Annotated in this window: 16 protein-coding genes; 9 read left to right on the top strand and 7 right to left on the bottom strand. The window is 70.7% G+C overall.

What is annotated here, in order from left to right:
- Positions 1–223: 223 nt before the first annotated feature.
- Positions 224–925, bottom strand: a complete 702-nt coding sequence (locus CCN37_RS25555) for an IclR family transcriptional regulator (RefSeq protein WP_168200852.1) — start codon at positions 923–925, stop codon at positions 224–226.
- Positions 926–1019: 94 nt separating this feature from the next.
- Between CCN37_RS25555 and leuC the strand changes: the two genes are divergently transcribed.
- The 3 genes from leuC to CCN37_RS25540 all read left to right on the top strand — a co-directional run bounded on the left by leuC (position 1020) and on the right by CCN37_RS25540 (position 3910).
- Positions 1020–2423, top strand: a complete 1404-nt coding sequence (gene leuC / locus CCN37_RS25550; RefSeq protein ID WP_086825489.1) for a 3-isopropylmalate dehydratase large subunit — start codon at positions 1020–1022, stop codon at positions 2421–2423.
- 18 nt (positions 2424–2441) lie between these two features.
- Positions 2442–3044, top strand: coding sequence for a 3-isopropylmalate dehydratase small subunit (leuD, locus tag CCN37_RS25545; protein WP_086825487.1), 603 nt, complete (start codon positions 2442–2444; stop codon positions 3042–3044).
- A gap of 218 nt (positions 3045–3262) precedes the next feature.
- On the top strand, positions 3263–3910 hold the full coding sequence (locus CCN37_RS25540; RefSeq protein WP_086825485.1) for an HU family DNA-binding protein: 648 nt from the start codon (positions 3263–3265) through the stop codon (positions 3908–3910).
- A 107-nt stretch (positions 3911–4017) separates the two neighbouring features.
- On the opposite strand, the gene CCN37_RS25535 is transcribed toward CCN37_RS25540, so the two are convergent.
- The 4 genes from CCN37_RS25535 to cofC form a co-directional block, all read right to left on the bottom strand.
- Positions 4018–4944, bottom strand: a complete 927-nt coding sequence (locus tag CCN37_RS25535) for an NUDIX hydrolase (protein ID WP_210408189.1) — start codon at positions 4942–4944, stop codon at positions 4018–4020.
- The gene (locus CCN37_RS25530; protein WP_246843298.1) at positions 4941–7064 is read right to left on the bottom strand and encodes an RNA degradosome polyphosphate kinase; all 2124 of its coding nucleotides are present in this window, start codon (positions 7062–7064) and stop codon (positions 4941–4943) included. The genes CCN37_RS25535 and CCN37_RS25530 overlap by 4 nt, the downstream gene beginning before the upstream one ends.
- A gap of 130 nt (positions 7065–7194) precedes the next feature.
- Positions 7195–7413 (bottom strand): hypothetical protein, encoded by a 219-nt coding sequence (locus tag CCN37_RS25525; protein ID WP_143261801.1) that lies wholly within the window; start codon positions 7411–7413, stop codon positions 7195–7197.
- A 69-nt stretch (positions 7414–7482) separates the two neighbouring features.
- A complete protein-coding gene (cofC, locus tag CCN37_RS25520) occupies positions 7483–8127 on the bottom strand; it encodes a 2-phospho-L-lactate guanylyltransferase (protein WP_086825479.1) in 645 nt (214 codons plus the stop codon).
- A gap of 112 nt (positions 8128–8239) precedes the next feature.
- Here cofC and CCN37_RS25515 point away from each other — a divergent pair, with 112 nt between their 5' ends.
- The 4 genes from CCN37_RS25515 (at position 8240) to CCN37_RS25500 (ending at position 11792) form a co-directional block, all read left to right on the top strand.
- On the top strand, positions 8240–8983 hold the full coding sequence (locus CCN37_RS25515) for a 1-acyl-sn-glycerol-3-phosphate acyltransferase (protein ID WP_086825477.1): 744 nt from the start codon (positions 8240–8242) through the stop codon (positions 8981–8983).
- Positions 8980–9993 (top strand): NAD(P)H-dependent glycerol-3-phosphate dehydrogenase, encoded by a 1014-nt coding sequence (locus CCN37_RS25510; RefSeq protein WP_086825474.1) that lies wholly within the window; start codon positions 8980–8982, stop codon positions 9991–9993. The genes CCN37_RS25515 and CCN37_RS25510 overlap by 4 nt, the downstream gene beginning before the upstream one ends.
- Positions 9990–11096 (top strand): cystathionine gamma-lyase, encoded by a 1107-nt coding sequence (locus tag CCN37_RS25505; protein WP_086825472.1) that lies wholly within the window; start codon positions 9990–9992, stop codon positions 11094–11096. The genes CCN37_RS25510 and CCN37_RS25505 overlap by 4 nt, the downstream gene beginning before the upstream one ends.
- A 216-nt stretch (positions 11097–11312) precedes the next feature.
- Positions 11313–11792, top strand: a complete 480-nt coding sequence (locus tag CCN37_RS25500; RefSeq protein WP_086825470.1) for a cysteine dioxygenase family protein — start codon at positions 11313–11315, stop codon at positions 11790–11792.
- Here the strand turns inward: CCN37_RS25500 and CCN37_RS25495 are convergent.
- Positions 11789–12457, bottom strand: coding sequence for a pyridoxamine 5'-phosphate oxidase family protein (locus tag CCN37_RS25495; RefSeq protein ID WP_086825468.1), 669 nt, complete (start codon positions 12455–12457; stop codon positions 11789–11791). The two genes, CCN37_RS25500 and CCN37_RS25495, sit on opposite strands and share 4 nt — an antisense overlap.
- 70 nt (positions 12458–12527) lie before the next feature.
- Between CCN37_RS25495 and CCN37_RS25490 the strand changes: the two genes are divergently transcribed.
- Positions 12528–13973 (top strand): PLP-dependent aminotransferase family protein, encoded by a 1446-nt coding sequence (locus tag CCN37_RS25490; protein WP_246843291.1) that lies wholly within the window; start codon positions 12528–12530, stop codon positions 13971–13973.
- Here CCN37_RS25490 and CCN37_RS25485 read toward each other — a convergent pair.
- Positions 13891–14358, bottom strand: coding sequence for a GAF domain-containing protein (locus tag CCN37_RS25485; protein WP_086825463.1), 468 nt, complete (start codon positions 14356–14358; stop codon positions 13891–13893). The two genes, CCN37_RS25490 and CCN37_RS25485, sit on opposite strands and share 83 nt — an antisense overlap.
- A gap of 69 nt (positions 14359–14427) precedes the next feature.
- Here CCN37_RS25485 and CCN37_RS25480 point away from each other — a divergent pair, with 69 nt between their 5' ends.
- Entirely contained in the window at positions 14428–15534 is a 1107-nt protein-coding gene (locus CCN37_RS25480) for a D-alanine--D-alanine ligase family protein (protein ID WP_086825462.1), read from the top strand.
- Positions 15535–15559: the final 25 nt, after the last annotated feature.

Here is a 15559-nt window from a genome sequence, read left to right as displayed (position 1 = left end):
GGCTGGAAGTGGGGCGGCTTTACCTGGGGTGCGCGTGCCATGCGCTCGCCCGCGTGGGCCGGTGATCCTTCACCGTGCCCGTCCGGCCCACTTCGGCACGCGCTAGGGGCCCAGGTCGAGCCGACCCCTCCGCTGGAAGCCGCCGCGCGCCTGCTCGGGATGAAGAGAAGCCCCGGACTCGGAGAGTCCGGGGCTTCGGTGTGAGTGGTGGGGGCTGCGGGGGCTACATGCGGGACTGGAGGGCCTCGGCGGCGGCCAGGAGGTCGGCGGCCCAGCGGGCGCCGGGGCGGCGGCCTATGCGGTCCACGGGGCCGGAAACAGAGACGGCAGCGACGACGGCGCCGGTGGCGTCGCGGACCGGAGCGGAGACGCTGGAGACACCGGGCTCGCGCTCGGCGACGCTCTGCGCCCAGCCTCGGCGGCGGACGTCGAGAAGCGTGCGCTCGCCGAAGACGGCGTCGGTGAGAACGGCTCGCTGGGTGGCGGGATCGGCCCACGCGAGCAGAACCTTGGCGCCGGAACCGGCCGTCATGGGCAAGCGCGCGCCGACGGGAACGGTGTCGCGCAAGCCACTGGGCGGCTCCGCGCTCGCCACGCAGATCCGCGCGATCCCGTCCCTGCGGTAGAGCTGCACGCTCTCGCCGGTGATGTCACGCAGCCGCGGCAACACCGAACTCGCCGCGTCCACAAGGGGATCGGTCGCGCCGCCGGCCAACTCCGCGAGCGCGCCACCCGGCCGCCACCGACCGTCAGCCCCGCGCTGCAACAACCGGTGGACCTCAAGTCCCACGGCCAGACGGTGCGCCGTCGCACGGGGAAGACCCGTTCTGCTGCACAGCTCCGCGAGCCCACAAGGGTCCTTCGCCACCGCGTGCAGCACTGCCACTGCCTTGTCCAAGACGCCGATGCCGCTATGCTGTCCCACAAGCCGATACTAACTTCCCATATTGCGGGAAGTCCAGACGTGCTTCCCGCGCGGCCGCCGGGAGCGCACGCGAGAAACCCCACGGAGAGAAGCGATGGCACGCACGCTCGCGGAGAAGGTGTGGGAGGCGCACGTGGTGCGCCAGGGCACTGGTGACGAGCCCGACCTGCTCTACATCGACCTGCACCTGGTGCACGAGGTCACCAGCCCCCAGGCGTTCGAGGGCCTGCGGCTCGCCGGGCGCCCCGTCCGCCGACCCGACCTCACGATCGCCACCGAGGACCACAACGTCCCCACCGTCGACATCGACAAGCCCATCGCGGACCTCGTCTCGCGCACGCAGGTGGACACGTTGCGCCGCAACTGCGCCGAGTTCGGCGTCCGCCTGCACCCCATGGGGGACGCGGAACAGGGCATCGTGCACGTGGTCGGCCCGCAGCTCGGGCTCACCCAGCCCGGCATGACCGTGGTGTGCGGGGACAGCCACACCTCCACGCACGGCGCGTTCGGCGCGCTGGCCTTCGGCATCGGCACCTCCGAGGTCGAGCACGTGATGGCCACGCAGACGTTGCCCTTGCGCCCCTTCAAGACCATGGCCATCACCGTCGACGGCGAGCTGCGGCCGGGCGTCACCGCGAAGGACGTGATCCTCGCGGTCATCGCCCAGATCGGCACCGGCGGCGGACAGGGCTATGTCCTGGAGTACCGGGGAAGCGCGATCCGAGCGCTGTCCATGGAAGCCCGGATGACCGTCTGCAACATGTCAATCGAGGCGGGCGCGCGCGCCGGGATGATCGCGCCGGACGAGGTGACCTTCGCCTACCTGGAAGGCCGTCCGCACGCGCCGACGGGCGAGAACTGGGACACCGCCGTGGAGTACTGGCGCACGCTCGCCACCGACGAGGGCGCCGAGTTCGACCACGAGATCCACATCAACGCCGACGACCTGACGCCGTTCGTCACGTGGGGAACCAACCCGGGGCAGGGCCTTCCGCTGCACGCCTCGATCCCCGACCCCGAGCAGATCGCCGACGAGGGCGAGCGCCTCGCGGCCGAGAAGGCCCTGTCGTACATGGACCTGGCGCCGGGAACGCCGCTGCGGCAGATCTCGGTCGACACCGTCTTCCTGGGCTCGTGCACCAACGGCCGCATCGAGGACCTGCGCGCCGCCGCCGAGGTCCTCAAGGGGCGCAAGGTCGCAGTCGGTGTGCGGATGCTCGTCGTGCCGGGGTCGATGCGTGTGCGTGCACAGGCCGAGGCCGAAGGGCTGCACGAGGTCTTCCTCGACGCGGGCGCGGAGTGGCGCCAGGCGGGCTGCTCGATGTGCCTTGGCATGAACCCGGATCAGCTCACCCCCGGCGAGCGCAGCGCGTCGACCTCCAACCGGAACTTCGAGGGGCGGCAGGGCAAGGGCGGCCGGACGCACCTGGTGTCCCCGCTCGTCGCCGCCGCCACCGCCGTGCGCGGCACCCTCGCCTCCCCCGCGGACCTGGACTGAGAAGGGCGATTCACGACCATGGAACCGTTCTCCACCCACACCGGTGTCGGCGTCCCGCTGCGGCGGTCCAACGTGGACACTGACCAGATCATCCCCGCCGTCTACCTGAAGCGGGTCAGCCGCACGGGATTCGCCGACGGCCTGTTCGCCGCGTGGCGGGCCGACGAGCACTTCGTGCTCAACGCCGAGCACTTCCGCTCGGGCAGCGTCCTGGTGGCCGGACCGGACTTCGGCACCGGCTCCTCCAGGGAGCACGCCGTGTGGGCACTTGCTGACTACGGCTTCCGCGTCGTCATCTCCTCGCGCTTCGCGGACATCTTCCGCGGCAACGCCGGGAAGGCCGGACTGCTGGCCGCGCGCTGCGAGCAGTCCGACGTCGAGCAGCTGTGGAAGCTGCTGGAAACCGAGCCGGGGACGGAGATCACCGTCGACCTGACCGAGAAGACCGTCCGTGCGAAGGACTTCACGGCCCGCTTCGACATCGACGACTACACCCGCTGGAGGCTCCTGGAAGGCCTCGACGACATCGGACTGACCCTGCGACACGCCCAAGAGATCGACTTTTTTGAACGAGAGCGGCCGTCCTGGCTTCCCGTGACACAGACCGCATCCGGGGCCTGAGACCGGGCGGAACCACTACTGCCAAAGGGGATTGAGCAGCAACAATCGGTTTTTCCCTCCCAGGACAGACCCCCCAGGGGTTGTAGCTCGGAAGGGCGCAATTCTCGCGTGCCGTAAAGGTTTTTGGGCGTGGCGTGTGGAGAATGCGCTCTGTTGGGCCTATCTTGGGCCAAGTAGTCGGCCCGACTGGGCCGTGACTGTCCTGGGAGGGACTGAAAGTGAACAAGGCCCAGCTGATCGAGGCGCTCGCGGAGCGCCTTGGTGACAAGAAGACCGCCAACACCGCTGTGGACGGTCTCGTGGACGTCATCGTCCGCACCGTCAACAAGGGCGAGAAGGTCACGATCACCGGCTTCGGCGTCTTCGAGAAGCGCGCCCGCGCCGCTCGCACCGCGCGCAACCCGCGCACCGGTGAGACCGTCAAGGTGAAGAAGACCAACATCCCCGCCTTCCGCGCGGGCACCACGTTCAAGGACGTGGTGAGCGGCACGAAGAAGCTGCCGAAGGTCGCCGCCGTGAAGAAGGCGGCCCCGGCCGCCGCCGCCGCGAAGGCTGGCACCCGTGCCACCGCCGCGGCCGCGAAGACCACCACGCGCGCCAAGGCGACCGCGGCGAAGGCGCCGGCCACCAAGGCCGCCGCCAAGCCCGCCGCCGCCAAGAAGGCGACGACCAAGGCCGCCGCGAAGCCGGCTGCCAAGCCCGCCGCCAAGAAGGCGACCACGGCCAAGGCCGCCGCCAAGCCGGCCGCCGCCGCGAAGAAGGCGACGACCGCGAAGGCTGCCGCGAAGCCGGCCGCCAAGAAGGCGACCACGGCCAAGGCCGCCGCCAAGCCCGCCGCCAAGAAGCCGGCGCGCGCCAAGAAGTAAGGCAGTTCACCGCCGCGCGCGGTGCCTGCTGACGAACTGAAGCGGGGCCCGGTCCGAGTGGACCGGGCCCCGCTGTCATATCCGTCCAGAGTGGACGGACGTGAGCACTAGTCGGTTTCCCTCGGCAGCGGGCTGGCGAGGTAGTCGGCCGCCACCAGGACCGGGGCGCCACCGCTCTCGGTGGTGAAGGACAGCACCCACAGGCTGCCCTTGCGGGCGGCCAGCGCGGGCGTGGTGACTCCGGAGGCGCGGGCCAGGTGCTCCACCACGTGCGGGATCACCCCGCCCTGGCTGCAGACCAGCGGTGTGCCGCCCTCAGCGGCGATCTCCAGCAGTCGGCCGACGCCCTCGGAGGGGTGCGGCCAATAGCCCTCCTCGCTCAGCGAGGGCTCTTCCCTGATGGCCGCGCCGAGGTCTTCCGCGACTCCCTCGACGGTTTGCGAACACCGCACGCGAGGGGCCGAGAACACCCGGTCCGGACCGTAGAGCGGCAATAGCGCGCGAAGGGCCGCGGCTTGTTTCACGCCGTTCTTGCTGAGCGGCCTGAGGTCGTCATCGCCTTCCCACTTGTCGCGCTTTCCGGCTTTGGCGTGCCGCACCAGGAGCAGCGTCGTGGTGTTCGGCGGAAGGGCGGTGAACGCCTCCAACACGGTGCGATCGGTGTTCCTGGTGAGCAGCACGGCGGCCTGTTCCGGCGCGAGCCAGCGCAGCGCGTCGACCTCGTCGTTCGGCGCGAACTCGCCGCCGTTGACCCGAGCGGAGTAGTAGTCGACGACCTTCTGTCCACTTCGGCCGTCCACTGTGGTCAGTGGGTAGCGGACCCGGCCGAGGCTCCTGCCGAGCACGGGGGAGAACCCGGTCTCCTCAAGGACTTCCCTGGCAGCGGTCGCCGGAGTGCTCTCCCCGGGGTCCTGCTTGCCCTTGGGCAGCGTCCAGTCGTCGTAGCGGGGGCGGTGCACCACCGCCACCTCGGGCTTGCTGCCGGAGGAGTCCCAGCGCCACAGCACGGCACCCGCCGCGTGGACCTCGTTCACGCCTTCGCCCCGTACCGCCGCAGCATCTCCGTCTGGAGGTCCAGCACCTGCTCGCCCTCCGCGGGTGACGGCGTCCAACCGCCGCCGGGGCCGAGCACCCAGCAGCGCGTGCCCTCGTCCATCGCGACGTCGAACATGGCCGAGAGGTCCTTGGTGAGCTTGGGGTCGGTGACCCGCACCAGCACCTCCACCCGGCGGTCCAGGTTGCGGTGCATCATGTCCGCGCTGCCGATCCAGTACTCGTCGCAGCCCGCGAAGTGGATGACCCTGGAGTGCTCCAGGAAACGGCCGAGGATCGAGCGCACGCGGATCGTTTCGGACAGCCCCGGAACTCCCGGTTTCAAGGAGCAGATGCCGCGCACGACGATTTCCACGGGCACACCGGCCTGCGAGGCGCGGTAGAGCGCGTCGATCACCTGTTCGTCCACGACCGCGTTGGCCTTGAGGCGAATCCCGGCGGTGCGTCCCGCCGCGGCGTGGGCGATCTCGCGCTCGATGCGCTCGACGATGCCGCGCCGGACTCCCTGCGGGGCCACGAGAAGGCTGCGGTAGGTGCTCTGCCGCGCGTAGCCGGTCAACACGTTGAAGAGGTCCGTGAGGTCCGCGCCCACCGAGGGTTCCGCCGTCAGCAGGCCCAGGTCCTCGTACAGCCGAGCGGTTTTCGGGTTGTAGTTGCCGGTGCCGATGTGGCAGTAGCGGCGGATCGTGGAGCCCTCCTGGCGCACGACGAGCGCGGTCTTGCAGTGCGTCTTCAGCCCGACGAGGCCGTAGACCACGTGCACGCCCGCGCGCTCCAACGCCCGCGCCCACTTGATGTTCGCCTGCTCGTCGAAGCGCGCCTTCAGCTCGACCAGCGCCACGACCTGCTTTCCCGCCTCGGCCGCGTCGATCAGCGCGTCGACGATCGGCGAGTCACCCGAGGTCCGGTACAGCGTCTGCTTGATCGCGAGCACGTGCGGGTCAGCCGCGGCCTGCTCGATGAAGCGCTGCACGCTCGTGGAGAACGCGTGGTACGGGTGGTGCACCAGGACATCGCCCTCGCGCAGCGTCTGGAACACGCTCTTCGGCGTCTCGCCCTCGCCGAATGCCGGGTGCGTCGCGGGCACGAACGGCGCGTTCTTCAGCGGCGGCCGGTGCAACGCGTAGAGCTGCCACAGGCAGTTCAGGTCGAGCAGACCCGGGACCTCGACCACGTCGTGCGGGTCGACGTCGAGCTCGCGGAGCAGCAGCTCCATCATGTGCTCGCTCATCGACTCCTCGACCTCGAGGCGCACCGGGGGGCCGAAGCGGCGGCGGGAGAGCTCGCGCTCCAACGCCTGCAACAGGTCCTCGTCCTGGTCCTCCTCGACCTCGAGGTCGGCGTTGCGGGTGACCCGGAACACGTGGTGCTCGCTGATCTCCATGCCCGCGAACAACTTGTCCAGGTGCGCGGAGATCAGGTCCTCCAGCGGCAGGAACGTCGCGGTGTCGGCGTCCTTGTCCAGCTCGACGCGGACCAGCCGGTGCACGTTGTCCGGGACCTTGATGCGGGCGAAGCGCTCCGTGCGGTCTTCGGGGTCCTTCACGGTCACCGCGAGGTTCAGCGAGAGCCCGGAGATGTAGGGGAACGGGTGCGCCGGGTCGACCGCGAGCGGGGTCAGCACCGGGAAGATGTGCTCGGTGAAGTAGGTGCCCAGCCGCAGCTGGTCGGCGTCGTCGAGGTCGTCCCACTCGACGATGCGGATGTCGTGCTTCTCCAGCTCCGGCCGCAGCTCGTTGAGGAAGACGCTCGCGTTCTGCTCGACCAGGTCCTGGGTGCGGGTGGAGATCCGGGCCAGCTGCTCGCGCGGGGACTGGCCGTCGGCGCTGCGCACCGAGAGGCCGGTCTCGTCACGGCGCTTCAGCCCGGCGACCCTGACCATGTAGAACTCGTCGAGGTTCGAGGCGAAGATGGCCAGGAACTTCGCCCGCTCCAACAGGGGTTCGGAGGGGTCCTCGGCGAGCGCGAGCACCCTGGCGTTGAAGTCCAGCCACGCCAGCTCCCGGTTGAAGTACCGGTCATCGGGGAGATCCGTCGGCACGGCCAGCCTCGTCGCCGCCGGAGGGGGCGGTACGGAGCGCTGGTGCGCCGGGTCGCCCACGGTGGGACGGCCTGCTGGTCTGCTCTCGCTGCTGTCCGGGCTCACGTTGCGCCATTGTTCCGCACCGAGAGCACATCAGCGCTGTTCGAGGTACTCGGAGTGGTGAACCTGTCACAGCGCTGAGATGAACTCATCGTCGCGTCGGCGGCAGCATCGCGATGATCGTGCTCTCCTCGCGCCGCAGCGCCACGCGCTGACCGGGGCGGGGTGCGCGCCACCCGCCCGCTCGGACGGCCTCGGCGGAGGCGGTGTGCAGCAGACCGTCGTCGTCGACCACGGCGACCGAGCCGTCCGCGAGCACGGAGTGCACCGTCGCCTGCTGCGGGGTCTCCTGATCAGAAATGCGCACGAATCGCACGATAGCGCTGGCGGAGTGCCTGAGGAAGATCGCTCTTGGTGTCGCGTGATCCTGGTACTGCTACGGGCGCGGCGCGCAGAGGCGGCCGGACGTGTGACGGCCCAGACCGAGCGCGGTGGCGATCGTGAGGTCCTCCTCGGTGTCCACGTCGCAGCGCAGCGAGGGCCAGTCGCCCAGCAGCGCGCGCGCTCCGCTCGTCGTGTGCGCTGCTGACGACCCCGGGCCGAAGTGCGGGTCGAGTTCTTCGGTGGCGCGGGCGAGAAGCAGCGTCGTACCGGTGCCCTGGCGGTCCGGGCAGTGCGCTCGACCGCCGTCCGAGGCCGCGATCGCCGCGCCCAGTTCGGCCGCTCGGAGCGCGGGCAGATCGGCTTGGAGGGCGCCGATCCGAGCTGTCGCGTCCGCCTCGCGCAGCAGCCGCGCGCCGTGCCGCAGCGCGGCGTTGAGGCCGCCGTCGGGAACGTCCGGAACGGACTCGACGCCGATTTCACGCACGGCTGAAGCGACCTCGGCATCCGATGTGACTGCTACCACTCGGCGCACACCGGGGGCGCTCGCGGCGGCGGTCAGCGTGTCCAGTGCCAGCGCGAGCGCCAACGCCGCGTGCGCGCCCGGATCGCGCCTGCCGCGGTCGGCCGCGCCGAGCAGACGCGACTTCGCCCGGTGCAGCGACTTGACCGGGACCACCAGATCGACCTCAAAGGACACGCCCCATCCTTACCTGAAGTACCGGTTCGGTGTCCGGCTGGACCAGACGGCACAGCTCCGGGAAGACTCACCTCACCCCGCGCTCGGCGGGGCCGTGGACGGGAGGCAACGCGTGGCCAGGGAAAAGGGCGGCTTCTGGGTGGGAGTCGCCGCGGCGATGTTCTATCCCGCCACCAGGGTGCTGGCCAGGCGGAAGTTCCTCGACCAGGACAAGCTGCCGAAGGAGGGCGCGGTCCTGCTGGTCGGCAACCACATCTCGCTGCTCGACCCGCCCTACACCGCGGTGTACGTGCACCAGGCCAAGCGGGTGCCGAGGTTCCTGGCCAAGGACAGCCTGTGGAAGATCCCGTTGCTCGGGCCGATCCTGCGCGGCGCGGGGCAGATCCCGGTCAGCCGGGGCACCGCCGACGCGCGCAACAGCCTTGAGGCCGCGAACAAGGCGCTGCGCGAGGGCAAGGTCGTCACGATCTTCCCGGAGGGCACCCTCAGCAGGGACCCCGACCACTGGCCGATGGTGTCCAGGACCGGCGTCGCCCGGCTCGCCGTCGAGCACTGCGTCAACGGCTCGGTTCCCGTGCTGCCGCTGGTGCACTGGGGCACGCAGCAGGTGATGGACCGCACGCGCAAGCTGCCGAAGCTGTTCCCGCGCAGGACCGTCGTCGTGCGCGTCGGTGACCCGCTCGACCTGTCGAAGTTCCAGGGGCGCGCGCTCGACAACGAGTTGCTGCGCGAGGTCACCGACCACCTGATGGGCGAGGTGCGCGACCTGCTCGCCGAGGTCCGCGGTGAGCCCGCGCCGACGGAGTTCTACTCCCCGCGCAAGGCCCGCAAGGACAAGCAGGAGGAGGGCAAGTGAACGACGCGCAGCGCATCGCCGTCCTCGGCGCGGGATCGTGGGGGACCACCTTCGCCAAGGTGCTCGCCGACGCGGGCCGGGACGTGGCGCTGTGGGCGCGCAGGCCCGAGCTGGCCGAGGCGATCAACGTGGGCAGGCAGAACCCCGACCGCCTTCCGGGGATCGCACTGCCCGAGCGGCTCAGGTCCACTGTGGACGCCGCTGAGGCCTTGGACGGCGCCGAGGTGGTCGTGCTGGGCGTGCCGAGCCAGCACCTGCGCGAGAACCTGGCGGGCTGGCGGCACCTGCTGCCGGAAGGGGCGACCCTGGTCAGCCTCTCCAAGGGCGTCGAGCTGGGCACGCTCAAGCGGATCAGCGAGGTCGTCCGCGAGGTCGCCGAGGTGCCGGAGGACCAGGTCGCCGTGGTCTCCGGGCCGAACCTGGCGATGGAGATCGCGGTGTGCCAGCCGACCGCCACGGTCATCGCCTGCCCCGACCACGACCGCGCCGTGCAGCTGCAGCGCGCCTGCGCGACGAACTACTTCCGCCCGTACACGATCACCGACGTGGTCGGCTGCGAGCTGGGCGGCGCGTGCAAGAACGTGATCGCGCTGGCGTGCGGCATCGCCGTGGGCCTCGGCTTCGGCACCAACACCGCGGCCTCGCTGATCACCAGGGGGCTCGCGGAGACCAGCAGGCTCGGCGCCGCGCTCGGGGCCGACCCGCTGACCTTCGCCGGGCTGGCCGGGCTCGGCGACCTGGTCGCGACGTGCTCCTCCCCGCTGTCGCGCAACCGCAGCTTCGGTGAGCGCCTCGGTCGCGGCGAAACCCTGGCGCAGGCGCAGGAGGCCGCGCACGGGCAGGTCGCCGAGGGCGTGAAGTCCTGCTCGTCCATCCGCGAACTGGCAACCCGCAACGGCGTCGAAATGCCGATCACCGAGGCCGTGCAGCGGCTGTGCGACGGCGAGACCGAGCCGCGCGAGATGGTCGCGGAGCTGCTGGGCCGCAAGCAGAAGCCGGAGCGCTCATGACGCAGGGCTGGGGCGACGGGACCAGGTGCGTCCACTCAGGACAGTCCGAACCCGTTGTGGGGGAGCCGTTCCTGGCCGGGCCGGTCTTCGCGACCGCCTACCACCTCGACGGCGCCCCCGGCCGTGCCCAGCCCGACTACTACGCGCGCTCCGGCAATCCGACCTGGCGCGCGCTGGAGGCTGCGATCGGCGAGCTCGACGGCGGGGAGTGCGTGCTCTTCCCGTCCGGGATGGCGGCGATCAGCACGCTGTTGCGAGCTTTCGTCAGCTCCGGGGACACCGTCGTGGTGCCGTCGGACGGGTACTTCGCCACGCGGACCTTCATCGCCGAGGAGATGGACGTCTCCGTTCGCCACGTGCCGACGCCGGGACCGTGGCCCGACTTCACCGGCGTTCGCCTGGTGCTGCTGGAGACGCCGTCCAACCCGTGGCTCGACGTCTGCGACATCAAGTCCCTTGTGGACAGTGCGCACGCCGCAGGAGCCCTTGTGGCGGTGGACAACACGACCGCGACTCCGCTCGGTCAGCAGCCGCTCGCGCTCGGTGCCGACTTCGTGGTCGCCAGCGACAGCAAGGCGTTGACGGGGCACAGCGACGTCCTGCTCGGTCACGTGTCCACAGTGGACCCCGTGTTGGCCGAACGGCTCCGCAAGGCGCGCATGCTCGGTGGCGCCGTGCCCGCGCCGTTCGAGACCTGGCTCGCGCACCGCAGCCTCGGCACGCTCGACCTCCGGTTGGCGCGGCAGAGCGCGACCGCCGCCGTGCTGGCCGCCACGTTGTGCGCGCACCCTGCGGTTCGCACGGTGCGCTGGCCCGGCCTGCCGGAGGACCCGGCGCATGAGATCGCGCGCTCGCAGATGCGGCGGTTCCCGGGCGTGGTGACGATCGAGCTCGCCGATGCCGTGGTGGCTGACCGCTTCCTCGCGGCCGCGCGACTGGTGACGGCGGCCACCTCGTTCGGGGGACTGCACACCACCGGCGACCGGCGCGCGCAGTGGGGAGACCCCGTGCCGGAGGGCCTGGTCAGGCTGTCCGTCGGCGTCGAGGACACCGATGATCTCCTCGCCGATGTGATTCAAGCCCTCAACGCTGTAACGACTTGACGCCAGCGCCGAGGCTCCTGTTCGATTCAGGCATGTCTTCGCGCGCCATGACGCACCGGATGGGCCACATCGCCCTCGTCCGGGTTGCCAGCGCGCTCTGTCTTTCGTGGTGAACCGCCCCGTCTGACCTCGCGAGGCCGCACCAATCCCGTCTGCCTGATCGGCGACGCCGTGCGCGCGCCCGCACCATCACCACATCCCTGAGGACTCACACCGATGTTCGCTGTTCCGCCCAACACCCTGCCCGGCGACCGCCCCGTGCTCCTGCACCCCGCGAGGATCGCGCTCCAGGTCGCCGCCGACCGCTCCCGCTGGGCGCACCGCCTGCGCTACGACCCCGTCGACCGCTGGGTGGGGCTGTTGGAGAAGACCGATGAGCACGAGATCTGGCTGATGAGCTGGCTCCCCGGTCAGCACACCGAGCTGCACGACCACAACGGCGGCCACGGCGCGTTCACCGTGATCCAGGGCTCCCTGGTGGAGCGCGTGGCCCGCGTCGGCGCCGACGGCAGGCCCGTCGAACTGGTGCACGCGCTGACCGCTGGGCAGACCCGCGCGTTCGGCCCGTCCTACGTGCACGAGGTGCGCAACTCCAGCCCGGACCCCGCCGTCAGCATCCACGTCTTCGGCCCGCGCAGGCAGGGCATGACGGAGTACCGCCAAGACCTCCTCACCGGCCCCGTCGCGAAGTCCTAGTTCTTCTCGCTGCGGCCCCTGACGTGTGCGGGGGCCGCAGTGGCGTTTGGCGGGAGCAGCGGGCACGGCTCCGGCTCGCCCCACACCTGGCGCACGGGCAGAACTCCGGCCCAGCAGGAGTCCTCGGTCACGTCGGCCTCATCGTCGCCGGGCGGCCCGCGCCGGATCTTCACCGCGGCCTCGGTCAGCTCCAACGCGAGCACGGAGGTCCCGGCCAGCTCCTTCTGCGTCGGCCTGCGCGTGTAGTCCCACGAACCCGGCGCCACGTGCTCGGTGATCACTTCGAGCGCGTGCAGCTTCTCGTCCTGCTCCTCGACGAGCCGCGCGCGACCGTGCACCACGGCTGAGCGGTAGTTGGCGGAGTGGTGGAACACCGACCTGGCGTAGACGATCCCGTCCAGCAACGTGATCGCGACAGAGACCTCAGCACCCGCGATGGCCGTCCGGAGCGTGCTCGCGCCCGTCGAGCCGTGCACGTACAGCGTGTTGTCCTCCCAGCCGTAGCAGGTCGGCAGCACCACGGGCGCCCCGTCGACCACCACGCCGAGATGGCAGATAACGCCGGCGTCGAGCACTTCGTCGAGGTCGGTGCGCTCCGACACGGCGCGGTCCTTGCCGCGTCGGATGGTGCTGCGTGCGGTCGGGGAGAGCGGCGGTCTGGTCACCTCCCTAACCTGTCCTATGAAGTGGCCCTGCCGAAGAGCCACCACCGCACGACTTCGAGAGGCCACTGCCGTGTTGCCGGTCGAGCTGCCGATCACGTTGGACCGCGCCGACGCCCGCCCGCTAGCGGCCCAGCTCGCCGATGCGCTGCGAGCCGCTGCGACGACCGGGCACCTGCGCAGCGGAGACCGGTTGCCGTCGACGCGTGCGCTCGCCACGCACCTCAAGGTCAGCCGTACCGTGACGGCCGCCGCGTACGACCAGTTGCACGCAGAGGGCTGGTTGGACGGTAGACACGGTTCGGGCACGTTCGTCACCGCGACGCCTCCTGCGCCAGGACCGGGCACTGCGGCAGCGAAGCCGAGCACTGAGCCCGGAGGCGGTATCGACCTCGCGCCCGGTGCTGGGCTCGCGGAGGGCATTGAGACCGCCGCGTGGCGTAGGGCTTGGCGTGCGGCTGCGGAGTCCGATCCGCTGCTGCGCCCACAACGCGCCGGATTGCCCAGTTACCGCGCAACGGTCGCGGAGCACTTGTTGCGCCACCGTGGTCTCGTGGTGCCCACTGCGCCCGAAGACGCCGTGCTAGCCACAGCGGGGACAACGGCCGCCGTGGGGGAGTTGGCCATGGCAGTGCTTCCCAGGGGCGCTGCGGTAGCTGTCGAAGAACCCGGGTATCAGCGCGCTGTGGGCGCGTTTCGCGCTGCGGGGCTCCGTGTGGTTTCTGCGCCGGTGGACCACAACGGGCTCATCGTGTCCGCGATCCCGAATGACGTCGTTGCGGTGTACTGCTCGCCCGCGCACCAGTACCCGCTCGGAGGCCGTCTGCCCGCCACGCGGCGCACGGAGCTGATCGAGCGAGCGCGCGCCAACGGCTGGCTCATCATCGAGGACGACTACGACGGAGAGATGCGCTACGACGTCGCGCCTCTGCCACTGCTGGCGTCACTGGCTCCCGACGTCGTCGTGCACCTCGGCACCACGAGCAAGATCCTCACTGCCGGGCTCGGCATCGGGTGGATGGTCGCGCCTCCGGAGATCGCCGCCGGGGTGATCAGGCATCGAGACCTCACCGGCACCTCGCCCTCGGCCGCGGGGCAGCGGGTTCTGGTCGAGCTGGCCAGGCACGGCGACCTCGGCAGGCATCTGCGCCGACTCCGCCGGGAACTGGGTGAACGGCGCGCGTCGCTGGTCAGCGCGTTCTCCGAGGCGGGAGTGCCGACCTCGGGCGACGAGGCGGGCGGGCACCTGATCGTCCCGCTGGACTCCGTGGAGGTCGAGCGCGACGTGCTGGTGGCGGGGCGGCGGCACGGCTTGGTGCTCGACGGACTCGAACGCCACCACGTCGGCGAGCCCACCTGGTTCGGCCTCGCGGTCGGCTACACGGCCTGCACGCGGCGCCAGCTCGACGGCGCGCTCCCCGTGCTGGTCGACCTGCTCAGTCGAGCGCGTGCTGCTCCTCGTACAGCGGCACCAGCTCGGCGGCGATCGCCAGCAGCTTCGCCACCAGGTCCTCGGTGAACACGCCGGGACGGCAGTCCTCGACGTCGAGGGTGCCGAGCACGCGGTCCCCGTCGACCACCGGGACGATCACCTCGGAGCCGATCTTGTCGGTGGCCGCCACGTAACGCGGGTCCCCGGCGACGTCGTTGCACACCAGCGGTTTCGCCTGCCGCACGGCTTCGAGCGTCAGGTTCTCCGCCAAGGGGAAGCGCGGGTGCGCGGGGCCGGGGAGGCCGCTCCACGCGAGCAGCTCCACCGCGCTCGGCGACGCCTGGTAGATCCCGACCCAGTGGAAGCCCGTGACCGAGCGCACGAGATCCGCGACGAGGCTCGCGCGCAGGCGCGGGCAGCCCGGTTCCCGGACCGCCTCCCGCACCTCGTTGACGAGCTCGCACTGCTGCACACCATGACGGTCTCACCAGGGTCAAGTCGGCGCGGTGGGCGGTGGGCGTCCCCCGGTAGGGTCACGGTCATGGCAGAACGCAGGACGAGGGTCGCGGTTGTTTTCGGTGGTCGCAGCACGGAACACGGGGTTTCGTGCGTGTCCGCGCGCAGCGTGCTGACCCACCTGGACAGCACCCGGTTCGAGGCCGTTCCGGTCGGAATCGCCCCCAACGGGGCCTGGGTGCTGGGCACAGATGATCCGAAAGCGTTGGAGATCCGTGACCGCAGCCTTCCGCAGGTGCCGGAGAACGGCACCGCTGTGGTACTGCCGGGCGATCCGACCAGGCGCGAGGTCGTTCTGCTGGAGGCCGAGCGCGCCGGTGAGGTGCTCTCCGGGGTCGACGTCGTCTTCCCCGTCCTGCACGGCGCCTTCGGTGAGGACGGCACCATCCAGGGGCTGCTGGAGATGGCGGGCGTGCCCTACGTCGGGGCGGGCGTGCTCGCCAGCGCCGCCGCCATGGACAAGGAGTTCACCAAGAAGCTGCTCGCCGCCGAGGGCATGCACAGCGTGCCCTTCGAGGTGCTGCGGCGCGACCAGGCGACGCTGACCGAGCAGCAGCGCGACCGGCTCGGCCTGCCGGTGTTCGTCAAGCCCGCGCGCGCCGGTTCCTCCATCGGCATCTCCAAGGTCTCCGACTGGGCGGAGCTGGACGCCGCGATCGCGCTCGCCCGCGAGACCGACCCGAAGGTCCTCGTGGAGAAGGGCCTCGTGGTGCGCGAGATCGAGGTCGGCGTGCTGGAGCACCCGGACGGCCGGGTCGAGGCGAGCCTGCCCTCGGAGATCCGGATGCTGGAGAGCGCGGCCGTCGACTGGTACGACTTCGACTCCAAGTACCTCGACGCCGACCAGGCGTGCGAGGTCGACATCCCCGCGAAGCTGGACGACGAGCTGATCGAGCGCATCCGCGCGATGTCCGTCGCGGCCTTCCACGCGCTGGACTGCCAGGGCCTGGCGCGGGTGGACTTCTTCGTCACCACCGACGGCACGCCGATCATCAACGAGATCAACACGATGCCCGGCTTCACGCCGATCTCCATGTACCCAAAGGTGTGGGACGTCACGGGTGTGGACTACCCGAGCCTGCTGACCACGCTGATCGAGACGGCCATCGCCAGGGGCACCGGCCTGCGCTGAGGCGCGGACCCGGGGCACGAGAAGG

Source organism: Allokutzneria sp. NRRL B-24872 (genome assembly GCF_002155965.1).
Lineage (GTDB): Bacteria > Actinomycetota > Actinomycetes > Mycobacteriales > Pseudonocardiaceae > Allokutzneria.
The sequence above is the reverse complement of the archived record's forward strand: the minus strand, read 5'-3'. Positions and strand labels throughout refer to the sequence as shown.